Source organism: Nonomuraea sp. NPDC049309 (genome assembly GCF_043196965.1).
GTDB lineage: Bacteria > Actinomycetota > Actinomycetes > Streptosporangiales > Streptosporangiaceae > Nonomuraea > Nonomuraea fastidiosa.
In genome coordinates this window covers 154,764-168,101 of sequence record NZ_JBICSH010000008.1, presented here as the reverse complement: position 1 = coordinate 168,101, position 13,338 = coordinate 154,764, and the positions used below count along the sequence as shown (strand labels likewise).

Annotated in this window: 16 protein-coding genes; all 16 read right to left on the bottom strand. The window is 71.6% G+C overall.

All coding sequences use genetic code 11. The features are described 5' to 3' along the window. Window positions 1–46: 46 nt before the first annotated feature. The 16 genes from yajC to ACGFIM_RS36595 all read right to left on the bottom strand — a co-directional run bounded on the left by yajC (window position 47) and on the right by ACGFIM_RS36595 (window position 13,322). Entirely contained in the window at window positions 47–427 is a 381-nt protein-coding gene (gene yajC / locus ACGFIM_RS36670; RefSeq protein ID WP_393210533.1) for a preprotein translocase subunit YajC, read from the bottom strand. A gap of 217 nt (window positions 428–644) precedes the next feature. After that, complete coding sequence (ruvB, locus tag ACGFIM_RS36665) at window positions 645–1,679, bottom strand: Holliday junction branch migration DNA helicase RuvB (protein WP_393210530.1); 1,035 nt, start codon at window positions 1,677–1,679, stop codon at window positions 645–647. A 744-nt stretch (window positions 1,680–2,423) separates the two neighbouring features. Beyond that, window positions 2,424–3,044 carry a Holliday junction branch migration protein RuvA gene (gene ruvA / locus ACGFIM_RS36660; RefSeq protein WP_393210527.1) on the bottom strand — a complete coding sequence of 207 codons (621 nt, stop codon included), beginning with the start codon at window positions 3,042–3,044 and terminating at the stop codon, window positions 2,424–2,426. Beyond that, window positions 3,041–3,199, bottom strand: a complete 159-nt coding sequence (locus ACGFIM_RS36655) for a hypothetical protein (RefSeq protein ID WP_393210524.1) — start codon at window positions 3,197–3,199, stop codon at window positions 3,041–3,043. The genes ruvA and ACGFIM_RS36655 overlap by 4 nt, the downstream gene beginning before the upstream one ends. A gap of 495 nt (window positions 3,200–3,694) precedes the next feature. Then, window positions 3,695–4,219: a crossover junction endodeoxyribonuclease RuvC gene (ruvC, locus tag ACGFIM_RS36650; RefSeq protein WP_393210761.1), complete on the bottom strand. Its 525-nt coding sequence runs from the start codon at window positions 4,217–4,219 to the stop codon at window positions 3,695–3,697. A 91-nt stretch (window positions 4,220–4,310) separates the two neighbouring features. Then, window positions 4,311–5,453 (bottom strand): enhanced intracellular survival protein Eis, encoded by a 1,143-nt coding sequence (eis, locus tag ACGFIM_RS36645; RefSeq protein WP_393210521.1) that lies wholly within the window; start codon window positions 5,451–5,453, stop codon window positions 4,311–4,313. An 11-nt stretch (window positions 5,454–5,464) separates the two neighbouring features. Next, window positions 5,465–5,689 carry a hypothetical protein gene (locus tag ACGFIM_RS36640; RefSeq protein ID WP_393210518.1) on the bottom strand — a complete coding sequence of 75 codons (225 nt, stop codon included), beginning with the start codon at window positions 5,687–5,689 and terminating at the stop codon, window positions 5,465–5,467. 127 nt (window positions 5,690–5,816) lie between these two features. Next, window positions 5,817–6,347: a hypothetical protein gene (locus ACGFIM_RS36635; RefSeq protein ID WP_393210515.1), complete on the bottom strand. Its 531-nt coding sequence runs from the start codon at window positions 6,345–6,347 to the stop codon at window positions 5,817–5,819. 252 nt (window positions 6,348–6,599) lie between these two features. Continuing rightward, complete coding sequence (locus ACGFIM_RS36630) at window positions 6,600–6,791, bottom strand: hypothetical protein (protein WP_393210512.1); 192 nt, start codon at window positions 6,789–6,791, stop codon at window positions 6,600–6,602. 544 nt (window positions 6,792–7,335) lie between these two features. Then, a complete protein-coding gene (locus tag ACGFIM_RS36625) occupies window positions 7,336–8,088 on the bottom strand; it encodes a YebC/PmpR family DNA-binding transcriptional regulator (RefSeq protein ID WP_393210509.1) in 753 nt (250 codons plus the stop codon). A 4-nt stretch (window positions 8,089–8,092) separates the two neighbouring features. Beyond that, on the bottom strand, window positions 8,093–8,686 hold the full coding sequence (gene pdxT / locus ACGFIM_RS36620) for a pyridoxal 5'-phosphate synthase glutaminase subunit PdxT (RefSeq protein WP_364066010.1): 594 nt from the start codon (window positions 8,684–8,686) through the stop codon (window positions 8,093–8,095). A gap of 143 nt (window positions 8,687–8,829) precedes the next feature. Then, the gene (locus tag ACGFIM_RS36615; RefSeq protein ID WP_393210506.1) at window positions 8,830–10,044 is read right to left on the bottom strand and encodes an MFS transporter; all 1,215 of its coding nucleotides are present in this window, start codon (window positions 10,042–10,044) and stop codon (window positions 8,830–8,832) included. A gap of 16 nt (window positions 10,045–10,060) precedes the next feature. Next, window positions 10,061–10,483, bottom strand: a complete 423-nt coding sequence (locus ACGFIM_RS36610; RefSeq protein ID WP_393210503.1) for a MarR family winged helix-turn-helix transcriptional regulator — start codon at window positions 10,481–10,483, stop codon at window positions 10,061–10,063. Between the two features lie 167 nt (window positions 10,484–10,650). Next, window positions 10,651–11,565, bottom strand: a complete 915-nt coding sequence (gene pdxS / locus ACGFIM_RS36605; protein WP_364066689.1) for a pyridoxal 5'-phosphate synthase lyase subunit PdxS — start codon at window positions 11,563–11,565, stop codon at window positions 10,651–10,653. Window positions 11,566–11,694: 129 nt separating this feature from the next. Further along, window positions 11,695–12,717: a DUF3048 domain-containing protein gene (locus tag ACGFIM_RS36600; protein WP_393210500.1), complete on the bottom strand. Its 1,023-nt coding sequence runs from the start codon at window positions 12,715–12,717 to the stop codon at window positions 11,695–11,697. Window positions 12,718–12,779: 62 nt separating this feature from the next. Next, complete coding sequence (locus tag ACGFIM_RS36595) at window positions 12,780–13,322, bottom strand: hypothetical protein (RefSeq protein WP_393210498.1); 543 nt, start codon at window positions 13,320–13,322, stop codon at window positions 12,780–12,782. Window positions 13,323–13,338 lie beyond the last annotated feature (16 nt).

Sequence of the window (13,338 nt, the reverse complement as noted above, 5' to 3'; positions counted from 1 at the left end):
TGGTCGTCAGTTCTTTCAGATAGAAGAGGTTTGTGGCAGAGCTTAGTCAGGACTTCTTGGTGCTGGAGTCCTGGTCACCGTTGGGCTCCACGGTGGCGTCGGACTCCTTCTTGTCCTCCTCGCCGAGCTCGGCCTGGTCAGCGGCCTGCTCGGTCGCCGGGGCGTCGCCGGGGGCGACGACGCGGCCGATGGCCGCCTTCACCCAACGGGTCTCGACACCCGGCGCGACTTCGAGGATGACGTCCTCATTGTCTATCGCGGTGACGGTCCCGAACAGTCCGGTCGTGGTCATGACGCGGGTGCCCGGCGTCAAGGAGTTCTGCATCTGGATCGCCTCTTGCTGGCGCTTGCGCTGGGGGCGGATCAGCAGGAAGTAGAACACCACCACCAGAAGAATCAGCGGCAGGATGCTTCCGAGTTGTCCCATGTCCATAAGGGGCGACCTTCCATAGTCGTACAAGGAGTTGACACCGGCCTCGCGCCGGAAATTCCGTGCGTTGCGTCGGGCCGCGCCGCTCAGCCCGTCAGCCTACACAGCCAGCCAAGCCACGGAGTGTAGGCGCTTGTTGATAAACGCGGCAACGAACCAGCGTTTCGGCACGCGGGGAAGTTCCCATATTGAAACGGTTGCAACCGATTCGTGATCAGTCCAAAAGCGACGCACCGAACGCATCGGGCGGAGGCTCCATCCCAAGGTGAATCCACGCCGCCGCGGTGGCCACCCGGCCGCGCGGGGTCCGCGCCAGCAGCCCCTGGCGTACGAGGAACGGCTCGGCCACCACCTCGACCGTCTCCGGCTCCTCCCCCACCGCCACCGCCAGCGTGGACAGGCCCACCGGCCCGCCGCCGAACTTGCGCAGCAGCACGCCCAGCACCGCCCGGTCGAGCCGGTCGAGCCCCTCGCCGTCCACCTCGTACAGGTTGAGCGCCGCCGAGGCCACGTCGCGGTCGATGACGCCGTTCGCCCGCACGTCGGCGAAGTCGCGCACCCGGCGCAGCAGCCGGTTGGCGATGCGCGGCGTGCCCCGCGAACGGCGGGCGATCTCGTGCGCGCCCTCGTCCGGCAGCGTCACACCGAGCAGCCTGGCCGACCTGTGCAGCACCTGCTCCAGCTCGGCGACCTCGTAGAAGTCCATGTGGGCGGTGAAGCCGAACCTGTCGCGCAGCGGCGCGGGCAGCAGCCCCGCCCTCGTCGTGGCGCCCACCAGCGTGAACGGCGCGATCTCCAGCGGGATCGCGGTCGCCCCCGGCCCCTTGCCGACGACGATGTCCACCCGGAAGTCCTCCATCGCCATGTAGAGCATCTCTTCCGCGGGCCTGGCCATCCGGTGGATCTCGTCGATGAACAGCACCTCGCCCTCGGTCAGCGTGGACAGGATCGCCGCCAGGTCGCCCGCCCGCTCCAGCGCCGGGCCCGAGGTGATGCGCAGCGGGGCGTTCAGCTCCGCCGCGATGATCATGGCCAGCGTGGTCTTGCCCAGGCCGGGCGAGCCGCTCATCAGCACGTGATCCGGCGGACGCCGCCTGCGCAGCGCGCTCTCCAGCACCAGCGACAGCTGCTCGCGTACGCGGCTCTGGCCGATGAACTCGCTGAGGCGCTTGGGTCTGAGCGCGGCCTCGATCTGCAGCTCGTCGCCACCCGCGGCGGGCGAGAGGATCTCATCCCGCTCGTACCCCATGCCTGCGCCTCCTCTCCACCATCGTCTCCACGGTCATGCACACCGCCGGCCCAGCCCCGATCGCCGCACCGGCCCGACGCTCAATCGTCCCACCGACCCGACGCTCGATCGCCACGCCAGCACGACACTCGATCGCCGGACCGACCCGAGGGCCTGCCGCCGGACCGACCCGACGGCCTGCCGCTCGTACCGGCCCGGCAGCCGCTTGCCGCACCGGCCTGACACCCGATCGCCGCGCCGGCTCGGCGGCAGGTCGCAACAGCGGCCCGGCGGCCGGTCGCCGCTCCGGCCGAGCGGTCAGGAGCCGCCGCGGCTCTTTCCTGAGCCTGTGCGGCTTCGCGTTCCTGGGCTCTCGCGGCTTCACGGCCACGTGCGGCGGCCGCTGCTCCGGCGGCCCCTCAACCACCGGCCGGACGTCTCCGCGATCTCCCCGGACCGCCACGATCTCACGTATCACCGGCAACCGCTCACCCGAGCCCCGCATCCACCCGGTACGCGCGGTGCGCGGAGGGCGCGTTACGGACGCCGAACACGCAGCGGCCGCCACCATCCCCGAGCCCGCCGCAGGCGCTGTGAGCACCACCGGCACCGCACCCGCAGCACGCGCTTCAACCCCCGCCCGGACCACAGGCACCGCGCAGGGTGTGCGGGTTGGGCGGGGTGCAGAGGCCGTCGGCACTGCGGACGCCGGATGCACGGCTCGCACCGTACGGGTCGGCGGGTGGCGGAGGGCGGCCGGGTGGGTCATCGGACGCTCAGGACGCGGAGAGCCGCCTTCAGGAGGGCGGCGATCTGGGGCTGGCGGCCGGCGGCGATGTCGGCCTCCGCTTCCGGCTCGACGGCGGCGATGGCCTCGTCGGCGTCCTTGCTGGAGTAGCCGAGCCCCACCAGGCCCGAGTGGACCTGCTCGCGCCACACCGCCGCGCGGCGGTCGCCGTTGAGCGCGGCGTTGACGGTCTCCTCCGGGGTGCCGAGGCGGTCTTTGAGCTCCAGCACGATGCGCTGGGCGCCCTTCTGCCCGATGCCCGGCACCTGGGTGAGTGCCTTCAGGTCGGCGCTGGCGACGGCCATCCTGAGCGCGTTGGGGCTGTGCACGGCGAGCATCGCCAGCGCCAGCTTGGGGCCGACGCCGCTGGCCGTCTGGAGCAGTTCGAAGACGGCCCGCTCGTCGTCGGTGGCGAAGCCGTACAAGGTGAGCGAATCCTCGCGCACCACGAGCGACGTGGCCAGCCGGGCCTCCTCGCCCACCCGGAGCGTGGCGAGCGTGCTCGGGGTGCAGTGGGCGAGGACGCCGACGCCGCCGACCTCGATCACGGCCCCGTCAGGGGCGATCGCCGTCACCTTCCCCGTCACCGACGCGATCACGTTCGGCCTCCCGTCTCCGTCACCACTGCCGGCCCTGTCACCGTCGGCCCCGTCACCGTCGGCCCCGTCACCGTCGGCCCCGTCACCGTCAGCACCATCACCGTCAGCACCATCACCGTCAGCACCGTCGCTGTCAGCACCGTCGCTGTCAGCACTGTCACGCCTGGTCCCCTGTCATAGCGCAGTTCCGCTCTCTCCCCCGTCTCCGCCACGCCGACCGCACCCCGCCGAACGCATCCGGCCCGCCGGCGAAGCCCACCCCTCGGACCGGGACCAGCTCGGAGCAGGCCACTCGCAGAACGAGGTCGCCTCATAGCGCAACCCGCCCCCCAGACCGGGACCGGCTCGCAACGCAACGCGCCCCCAGACCGGACCGGGACGCAGCGCCACCCGACCACCAACCCAGACCGGGACGCAGCGCACCCCAACCGCCAGCCTGAACCGGGGACGCAGTACAACCCGACCACCAACCCGAACCGGGGCGCAGTACAACCCGACCACCGACCAGGGCCGGCCCGTAGCGTGGCCCGCTCTCGGGCTCTGTCCCCATGGGCGGGCGCGGACGCCCCGTAGGGGACGGATGCAGGGCGCCGCGCGCGACGGAGCGCGGGTGCCCGCTGAAGGGCGGGGCTCGCCGGGGTGGCCTGGGATCATCGGCGGGGGTTTCTGGCCTTGGCGAGGGCGTCGGCGAGGCGGTGCTGGGCGCCGCCGCGCCAGACGTGGCAGATGGCCAGCGCGAGGGCGTCGGCGGCGTCGGCGGGCTTGGGCATCTCGGTGAGCCGCAGCAGGCGGGTGACCATGGCGCCGATCTGTTTCTTGTCGGCCGTGCCGCTGCCCGTGATGGCGGCCTTGACCTCGGACGGCGTGTGCAGCGCCACCGGAAGGCCGCGCCGGGCCGCGCACAGGACGGCGATGCCGGCGGCCTGCGCGGTGCCCATCACCGTGCGGACGTTGTGCTGGCTGAAGACGCGTTCGACGGCCACCGCGTCGGGGCGTACGTCGTCGAGCCAGCGCTCGATGCCGGCCTCGATGCCGACGAGCCGCGCCCCCAGCTCCTCGTCGGCTCCCGTGCGGACCACTCCCACGGCCACGAGCGTCAGCGGCGCTCCCGGGCGCCCCTCGACCGCGCCCAGGCCGCACCGGGTCAGCCCCGGATCGACGCCCATCACCCGCACCGGCATGCCCTCCCGAGACCCGTGCCGCCGAACACCTGTTCGGCACGAGACTTTACCGTGGCCGGGGAGGGCGCGCACCGGGAAGCGGGGGCTAGAAGTAATCCAGCATGTACGGCTTGGCGGCGAAGGCGGCGTCGAGTGCCTCGTCGTATCGGTCATCTCCGGACATGAGACCGCTGAGCCGCAGCGTCGAGGTCGGGACACCGGCATACAAAGCGGACAGGCCGTTCACTGAGAGCGTGACGCCGGCCTCGTCAGTGGGAGTGGCGGTGCCCGATCCGCCGGAGATGTCCAGCCGCCAGGTGCCTCCGCCGCGCACCGGATCGTCCACGGTCACCATGGCCCGGCAGGTCACATGCGCCGGATAGCCCCTGCGCTCGACGGCGGCGGCCACGTCCAGCACCCTGAACATCCACCGCACCCGGGTGACCTGCTCCTTCGAACGTTCGCGCAGCATCCACAGCACCGGGTCGTCGGGAGCCACGGCGGCGACGACCTCGCGGGCCACCGAGGAGGCGCTGCCGATCAGCCCCCACAGCGCGCGCAGGGTGCCGGGGGAGCCGGCGACGACGTTCTCAACCTCGATGTCGTCGCCCTGCCAGCGGTAGACGGCGTAGCCGTCATCGGCGAGGTAGAGAAAGTCGTCCTCGCGCGCGAGCCACAGGTTCCAGGTGTCCTCGCCGTAGGAGATGGGGCCGCTGGCGCGGGTCGCGCCGTGGACGCGGTGCAGCACCGAGATCAGCTCGGCGGCGTCACCGGGCCCCATCCTGCGCAGCTTGACGTGGCCGGACGGGCGGAGCTCGCGCAGCGCCTCGGCGGGCAGGCGGATGAGGTGCCGCGCGCCCGCGTGCTCGTAGCCGAGCCTGCGGTAGATCGCCGTGGTGGCCGGGTAGAGCGCGGAGACCGCGTCGCCCAGCTCGGCGGCGCGCTCGATGACGGCACGCATGAGGCCGGTGCCGACACCGCGCCCGCGGTCTTCGGGGGCGACGGTGACGCCCGCGACGGCGGCCATCGGCTGGGGCCTGCCGTGCCACCACTGGGTGAAGCGGCGCAGCCGGGCCGCGGCGGCGAGCCGGTCGCCGTCGAACATCCCCAGGTAGCGCCGCTCGTCCAGGGCGGGCAGCACGGATTTGCGCCACTGCTCCTTGCTGCTCTCACTCATCGGGCCGAACGCCCGGCGGCGCAGGTCGATGACGTCGTCGAGGTCGTCGGGCGTTATGTCGCGTATCTCCACATTGAGCAAACCTACGGAACAACCTTGCGCACCCGCGAACCGGCGGTCGTGATGGTGAGCCTGCCGAGGTGGAAGAGCTGGGCGGCCACCAGGGCGATCAGCGCGACGGCCACCACGAGCAGCGGCGTCGCGGCCCCCGTGTCGGCCGCGACACCCCACGTGCAGCGCTCCGCCTGGGCCATCTGCGACACCGGGGCGATGCGCAGCTCGGGCTTCTGGGCCACGAGGAGCGGCACAGCACGTCGTGGGCGTTCACCAGCGTGACGGCGCCGGCCAGGATGCCCGCCATCGGCAGCGAGGGCAGCACCACGCCGGAGAAGAAGTCGCCGCCGGCGCGTTCGGCCAGGCCCTTGCACAGCAAGGTCAGGACGACGAGCGCGGGGACGTCCAAGCGCCGCCCGCGCCCGGCTTGGGGGCGAGCAGGCCGTCGATCCACGGCCAGGTGAACAGGAACGCGGCCACCGCGACCACCGCCAAGGCGGCGATGCCGATCGCCAGGCCCGCCGGGGTCGGCTTCGTCCGGCTCTGTCCGGGCTGCGCGGCCTTCTCACCATGCGGTGCGGCGGCCGGCCCTGACCAGGCCCACGCCGCCTGCCCGCCCTGCGGGTAGGCGGACGGCCCTGGCCCGGCCCACGCCGCCTGCCCGCCCTGCGCGTAGGGGGACGGCGGCCCGCTCCGAGGCCCGTACGCGCCCGCCCCGCCGTGACTCGCGGGCGTTCGATGGCCGTCGCCGGTCGCCGCGCCCGCCGCAGCCGGAACCGTCGCGCTCTTCGCGCTCAAGGGGCCGGCCGGTACGTCCTTGCGCCTCAGGCCGATGCGCAGGCCCGAGACGACCGCGACCACCGTGGCGGCGATGCCCAGCACGCCCAGAACGGCCCCTGTGAGCGTCGCCACGGCCGCACCGAGGCCGAACCGGGCCGCCCTGAAGGCCGTAGTCGTACGGGAGCCCTGCGAGCGTCTCTGTGGCGCCCTGAGCGCCGGTGAACCCCTGCCCCATCGCGAACGCGGTGCGCTGAGCGCCGGTGAGCACCTGCCCCAGCGCGAACGTCTGCAGCGCGGTCGCGACGACGGCGAGCGCGACGAGGACGCCCACCACGACCGTGGCACCCCTCGGAGTGCCGCCGCGCCGCGCAGGCAGGAACGCGATCACGGCCAGCGCGCAACGAGCCCGAACGTGGCGGCGGCCACGATGAGCCGGAGCGCGCCGGGCGCGGTGGCGGGATCGCGCAGCCCCTGGACCAGCGTGACGAGGCCGGACGCCTCGGGCAGCAGCCCGCGCAGCCAGGACGTCGCCACGGCCACCGGCGAGAACGTCACCACCGCCAGCGACAGCAGCACCCGCCCGGCGCACCGCACCCACGTGCCCGCCCGGTCGAGCGCTCACGTCGCCCGGCCCTACGGTGCCGGCCCCTCCCGCGCACCCGACACGAGCGGCCCCGCCCTCGGCCGTCAGCGAGAACACCCGCCCGGCCGGACGCGCCGCCGCTGCCCGCCGCCCAGGCGGCCCACCGCCGACGGGTCGTCCTCGCCCGCCGGGTGATCGGCCGCGCTCGGTGTGACGGTCTCAAGCGGCACGCCACTTCAAGCACCCCGCCCCGCCCTTCCGGGGGGCGCCCGCACGGGGTCGGGAAGCGACCATGCGGAGGGCGGCCCGGTGTCCCGCGTGCTCCGCCGCTTCGAGCGGCCCGCCCTCGTGCGGGTCCCGGGCGGCCGGGGACCCGCCCTTCCAGGCGGTACGCCGCCGTACGGAACCACGCCATGCGAAACGCCGCGCCACGGAACGCCGCCGTACGCAACACCACCGTACGCAACAGGGCCGTACGCAACACCGCCGTACGCAACAGGGCCCGGCGGAGAGACCGCCGGGCCCTGTCAGGACGGATCAGTCGAGGGCGGCGAGCACCTCGTCGGAGACGTCGAAGTTGGCGAACACGTTCTGCACGTCGTCGCTGTCCTCCAGCGCCTCGATGAGGCGGAAGACCTTCTTGGCCCCCTCCTCGTCGAGCGGCACGGTGATCGAGGGCACGAAGCTCGACTCGGCCGAGTCGTAGTCGATGCCTGCGTCCTGGAGGGCCTTGCGGACCGGCACGAGGTCACCGGCCTCGCAGATCACCTCGAAGCTCTCGCCGAGGTCGTTGACCTCCTCGGCGCCCGCGTCGAGGACGGCCATGAGCACGGTGTCCTCGTCGAGCCCGTCGGTCTTGGGGACGATGACGACGCCCTTGCGGTTGAACATGTAGGAGACGGACCCGGGGTCGGCAAGGGAGCCGCCGTTGCGGGTGAGCGCGACCCGGACCTCGGACGCGGCGCGGTTGCGGTTGTCGGTGAGGCACTCGATGAGCACCGCGACGCCGCCGGGCGCGTAACCCTCGTACATGATCGTCTGGTAGTCGGCGCCGCCGGCTTCGAGACCGCCGCCGCGCTTGCGCGCCCGCTCGATGTTGTCGTTGGGCACGGAGTTCTTCTTCGCCTTGAAGATGGCGTCGAAGAGGGTGGGGTTGGCGTCCGGGTCAGGGCCACCGGTCCGTGCCGCCACCTCGATGTTCTTGATGAGCTTGGCGAACAGCTTGCCGCGCTTGGCGTCGAGTGCGGCCTTCTTGTGCTTCGTCGTCGCCCATTTTGAGTGGCCGGACATTTACCTAGAGCTCCCTCACCATGTCTACGAAGTAACGGTGCACGCGTACGTCCCCGGTGAGCTCGGGGTGGAACGACGTAGCGAGCAACGGACCTTGACGGACCGCGACGATCCTATCCCCAGGCTCGCACCTGCCCAGCACTTCGACGTCCGAGCCGACGGATTCGACCCAGGGAGCGCGGATGAACACCGCGTGCACCTGCTGTCCGGCGAAGTCGAGGTCGGATTCGAAGGAGTCGACCTGGCGGCCGAACGCGTTGCGCCTGACCACCATGTCGATGCCGCCGATGGTCTGCTGACCTGCGACGCCGTCCTCGATGCGGTCGGCCAGCATGATCATGCCGGCGCACGAGCCGTAGGCGGGCATGCCTTCCTTGACGCGGACGCGCAGCGGTTGCAGCAGGTCGAAGCTCTCGGCGAGCTTCCACATGGTGGTCGACTCGCCGCCGGGGATGACCAGGGCGTCGACCGCGTCCAGCTCGGCGGGGCGGCGTACGGCGACGGCCGTCGCGCCGGCCTCCTGAAGCATGCGCTGATGCTCGCGCACGTCTCCTTGGAGGGCGAGCACACCGATCGTGGGCACGGGCGATCCTTTCATCCGGGTACGGGTTTCCGACAATTCAACACCAGAACGGCCCGCCGTCTTCCGACGGGGGCCGTTCGAGAGGCGTTGCGCGGGGTCAGGAGGTGGTGGCCGCCGCAGGACCGCACGGGGTCAAGCGTGGCGGGGCCGCGCGGAAGTCAGGCCGTGGCGGCGTCGCGCACGCCGTGGCCGGCGTCGATCTCGATCAGCGAGCGCAGGTGGTGGCGGCGCAGGTAGAGGACGGCCATGCCGATGAGGCAGCAGGCGGCGCCCACCGCGTACGGTACCGCGACCCCGACGTCCTCACCGAGCTTGGTGGCGATGAACGGGGCCAGCGCGCCGCCCATCCAGCGCACGAAGTTGTATCCGGCGGAGGCGACGGGCCTCGGCGCGTCGGAGACCTCCATGGCCGACTCGGTGAAGACCGTGTTGTTGAGCCCGATGGGGATCCCGGTCAGGACGGTGAAGGCGATGACGCCGGCCTGCCAGGACCCCTCGTACGCGGACAGGCCGATGCCGAGCTGGAAGACGGCGAGCAGGGCGAGCGACAGGTGCAGCACCTTGACGGAGCCGAGCCTGCGCTGCAGCGGCGGCGCGCCGAACACCGAGGCGAGCGCCACGCAGACGCCCCAGCCGAAGAAGACCGCGCCGATGCCGTACGGCGACATGCCGAGGATGAACGGCGTGAAGGCGAGCACGGTGAAGAACGCGAAGTTGTAGAACAGCGCGGTGAAGGCGGTGGTGGACAGCCCGCCGTGGGCGAGCGCGCGGATGGGGGCGCTGAGCCGGGTCTTCTGCCGCGGCCGCGGCGTGGCCTTGAGCAGGGTGAGGATGAGGACGAGGCCGGCGGCCATGAGGGTGGCGGTGCCGAAGAACGGGGCCCGCCAGTTCCAGTCGCCGAGCAGGGCGCCGACCAGGGGGCCGGCGGAGATGCCGAGGCCGAGCGCGGCCTCGTACAGGATGATGGCCGCCTCGGCGCCGCCGCTCGCGGCGCCGACGATGACGGCGAGCGCGGTGGCCACGAAGAGGGCGTTGCCGAGGCCCCAGCCGGCGCGGAAGCCGACCAGCTCGGCGACGCTGGTGGAGGTGCCGGCGAGCGCGGCGAACACCACGACGAGCGCGAGCCCGGCGAGCAGGGTGCGCTTGCCGCCGATGCGGCTGGAGACCCATCCGGTGACGAGCATCGCCACGGCGGTGACCAGGAAGTAGCTGGTGAACAGCAGGGAGACCTGGCTGGGGGTGGCGTCCAGCCCCTGGGCGATGGACGGGAGGATGGGGTCGACGAGCCCGATGCCCATGAAGGCCACGACCGCGGCGAACGCGGTGGCCCAGACGGACATGGGCTGGCGAAGGATGCCGCCGCCGGTTTGCATGATGCTCCTTAGGTCCTTACGAGCGGCCGAGCTTGCCCAGGACGGGCAGCGCGGCCGCGAGTGCGGAACGCTCGTCGTCGGTGAGCGCCTCCAGTTCACGGGTCAGGTGGGCGATCCTGGCCTGGCGGCCGGCGTGCAGCCGCTCGCGGCCCTCGGCGGTCAGCTCGACCGTCCTGACGCGGGCGTCGTCCGGGTCGGTGCCGCGGGCGACGAGCCCGGCGTCTTCGAGCCGGTTGATCTGCACGGTCATGGTCGGCAGCTGGACGCCGTGCTCTTCGGCCAGCGCGGTCATGCGTCTGGGGCCGCGTTCGAGTGAGGCGAGCACGCCGAGCTGCTGGCTGGTGACGGGCTGTCCGGCGACGGTGCGCCGGAGCAGGAGCACCAGGTCGCGGAGCACGGCTGAGACCTGTTCTGCCAGGTAGGGGGGATCGTCCTGCATGGACGTCACAACAAACTTAGCCTGGCTAATATTCCGGGCGGAAGGCGGCCCGGCCCCCGGTGCAGGGCCGGGCCGCGCTTCAGCGTCCGTACGGAGAGTCAGCGAAAAAGGCGGCCTCCTTCGCGGATGCCGCCTTTTCCGGAACGTGTCGTCGCCGCCCGCGGGGCCTACCAGCCGCGCTCGGCCAGGCGGTGCGGCTGCGGGATCTCGTCGACGTTGATGCCGACCATGGCCTCGCCCAGGCCGCGCGAGACCTTGGCGATGACGTCGGGGTCGTCGTAGAACGTGGTGGCCTTGACGATGGCCGACGCCCGCTTGGCCGGGTCGCCCGACTTGAAGATGCCGGAGCCCACGAAGACGCCCTCGGCGCCGAGCTGCATCATCATCGCGGCGTCGGCCGGGGTGGCGATGCCGCCCGCGGTGAACAGCACGACCGGCAGCTTGCCGGTCTTGGCGACCTCGGCGACCAGCTCGTACGGGGCCTGCAGCTCCTTGGCCGCGACGTAGAGCTCGTCCTCGGGCAGCGAGGTGAGCCGCTTGATCTCGGCGCGGATCGTGCGCATGTGGGTGACGGCGTTGGAGACGTCGCCCGTGCCGGCCTCGCCCTTGGAGCGGATCATGGCCGCGCCCTCGGTGATGCGGCGCAGGGCCTCGCCCAGGTTGGTGGCGCCGCACACGAACGGCACGGTGAACTGCCACTTGTCGATGTGGTTGGCGTAGTCGGCCGGGGTCAGCACCTCGGACTCGTCGATGTAGTCGACGCCCAGCGACTGCAGGACCTGGGCCTCGACGAAGTGACCGATGCGGGCCTTGGCCATGACGGGGATCGACACGGCGTTGATGATGCCCTCGATCATGTCGGGGTCGCTCATCCTCGACACGCCGCCCTGCGCGCGGATGTCGGCGGGCACGCGCTCGAGGGCCATGACGGCCACCGCGCCGGCGTCCTCAGCGATCTTGGCTTGCTCGGGGGTGACGACGTCCATGATGACGCCGCCCTTGAGCATCTCGGCCATGCCGCGCTTGACGCGCGCGGTTCCGGTGACGGGGGTGCTTTCTGGCGTGCTGCTGGACACGGTCATCCTCACGGGCTCTCAACGGCGGTTCTGTAAGTTATCAAGCCCATCGTAGGTCCTGAACGACCCCTCCCCCGACATGCCAAGATGTCAGGATTCAGCGCCGTACATCTACAGATCGGCGTATGTGCGGGGTCAGGGAATGACGGGCTTGCGGCTGGCGAGAGCCACCCAGACCTGACCGGGCGCGAAGTTCATCGGCTCGCCGCTCTCCGTGGTGAACGTCGTGCCACTGTCCTCTGATTCCCGCTCCCACCTGGCCTTGTACGCCTTGCCGTCGCGCAGCACGATCGCCGAGCCCTTGCCCGTGGTGTGCACGAGCGGCGTGTAGCTCTGGTTCAGGTCGTGGAACTGCGAGCGCTCGGTCTTGGTGTACTGCACGACGATGGTGGGCGCGCTGAGCTGGCCGCCCTCGGCCGCCATGTCCTTCTTGCCGTCCTGCCAGATCATCCACTCCTGCTTGGCCTCTGACCAGGTGAAGGTGAAGCGCGCGGCGGGCCACTTGACCGTGTACGACTTGCGCGGCACTCCGCCCTCGGCGGGCGGGTCGCCGAAGGTGAAGCCGATGTCCTTGGCCTTGCTCGCCTTGGGCGCCGCGGCCAGCAGCTTCTTGGTGTGGGCGAAGAGGTTGTACGGGGCGTAGCGGCCCGGCTGGCGGAAGTACGCGCCGGGGGCGCGCGTGTCGCCCACGTCGTACAGCGACGCCTCGGCGATGAACGGCAGCATCTTGGTCTGCGCGCCCGAGTAGGCGAAGGCCGGCTTGCCGAACTGCGGGGTGAGGTGCAGGTCGGAGATGCGCGCGCTGCGCACCGGGCCCACCTTGGGCGGCAGCTTCGACGAGAAGATCGCCATGAGGCGGGTCAGGCCGGCCTCGACCTGCTCGACGTAGACGATGTCGGCGCTCTTGAGCCCGAGCTGCGGCTTGCCCGCCGCGGTGTTCTCGATCTTGACGGCCAGCACCGGCTTGAGCGTGTCGTACGGCTTGCCGGTGAACGGATGCGCCTTGACCTCTTCCTCTTCCTGTGGCGTCTCACTCGGTGCGTCCGTGGCCGCCTGGGGTGCGGAACCCGCGGCCGGCTCCTCGGACGAGCAGGCCGCGACAGGCAGCAAGACGGCCGCTCCGGCCAGCCAGAGGGTGATCAACCGGGGTAGCCGCACGTGTACATCTCCTCGCTTCAGCCCAAAATCGGGATGAAGCTTACTGGCTTCCCGAAATTAGGTCATTCGGTTGCCATGGCTGCGGGCGGATTGTCATCAATCTCGAAGAATTGGGGGTATTCGGTGTGCCCGGCCAGCCGCAACGTCCTGGCGAGCCAGCGGCGCTGGGCCGCCCGCGTGACCGCGACGTGGTTGTTGTAGAACCGGCGCGAGTAGACCACCTTGGCCACCGCCGCGTCGAGCTCCTCCAGCAGCGCCCGGCCGCCCGGCGACTCCGACAGCTTCTCCCTGAAGCGCTCCTGGTCCACCACCGCGCGCAGCGTGCGCGACAGGTCGCTCTCGGCGTGCTCGCGCTCCTCCGGGCCCGCCGCGCGCGCCTCGTGCGCCGCCGCGGCCAGCACCAGCGACGTGGCGGGGTCGAGCAGGCGGGATCCGGCCAGCTCCAGCACCACCGCCCTGCGCCGCATGAGAGCGGCGTCCAGCGCCTGCTGGGCCAGCTCCAGGCGCAGGTGCAGGCGGTCGAGCCGGCCCGCGCGCCAGGAGATGTACACCGCCGTGAGCACCACCACGATGCCCACGATCAACACGATCATGGTGGTCGTCACAGGTCCTCCTCGGCGA

Excerpts from the sequence above, each read along its gene's own strand:
- pdxS (WP_364066689.1), bottom strand. The coding sequence starts at position 11,565 with ATGACCGTGTCCAGCAGCACGCCAGAAAGCACCCCCGTCACCGGAACC.
- ACGFIM_RS36625 (WP_393210509.1), bottom strand. The coding sequence starts at position 8,088 with ATGTCCGGCCACTCAAAATGGGCGACGACGAAGCACAAGAAGGCCGCA.
- yajC (WP_393210533.1), bottom strand. The coding sequence starts at position 427 with ATGGGACAACTCGGAAGCATCCTGCCGCTGATTCTTCTGGTGGTGGTG.
- ACGFIM_RS36610 (WP_393210503.1), bottom strand. The coding sequence starts at position 10,483 with ATGCAGGACGATCCCCCCTACCTGGCAGAACAGGTCTCAGCCGTGCTC.
- ruvB (WP_393210530.1), bottom strand. The coding sequence starts at position 1,679 with ATGGGGTACGAGCGGGATGAGATCCTCTCGCCCGCCGCGGGTGGCGAC.
- ACGFIM_RS36615 (WP_393210506.1), bottom strand. The coding sequence starts at position 10,044 with ATGCAAACCGGCGGCGGCATCCTTCGCCAGCCCATGTCCGTCTGGGCC.
- pdxT (WP_364066010.1), bottom strand. The coding sequence starts at position 8,686 with ATGAAAGGATCGCCCGTGCCCACGATCGGTGTGCTCGCCCTCCAAGGA.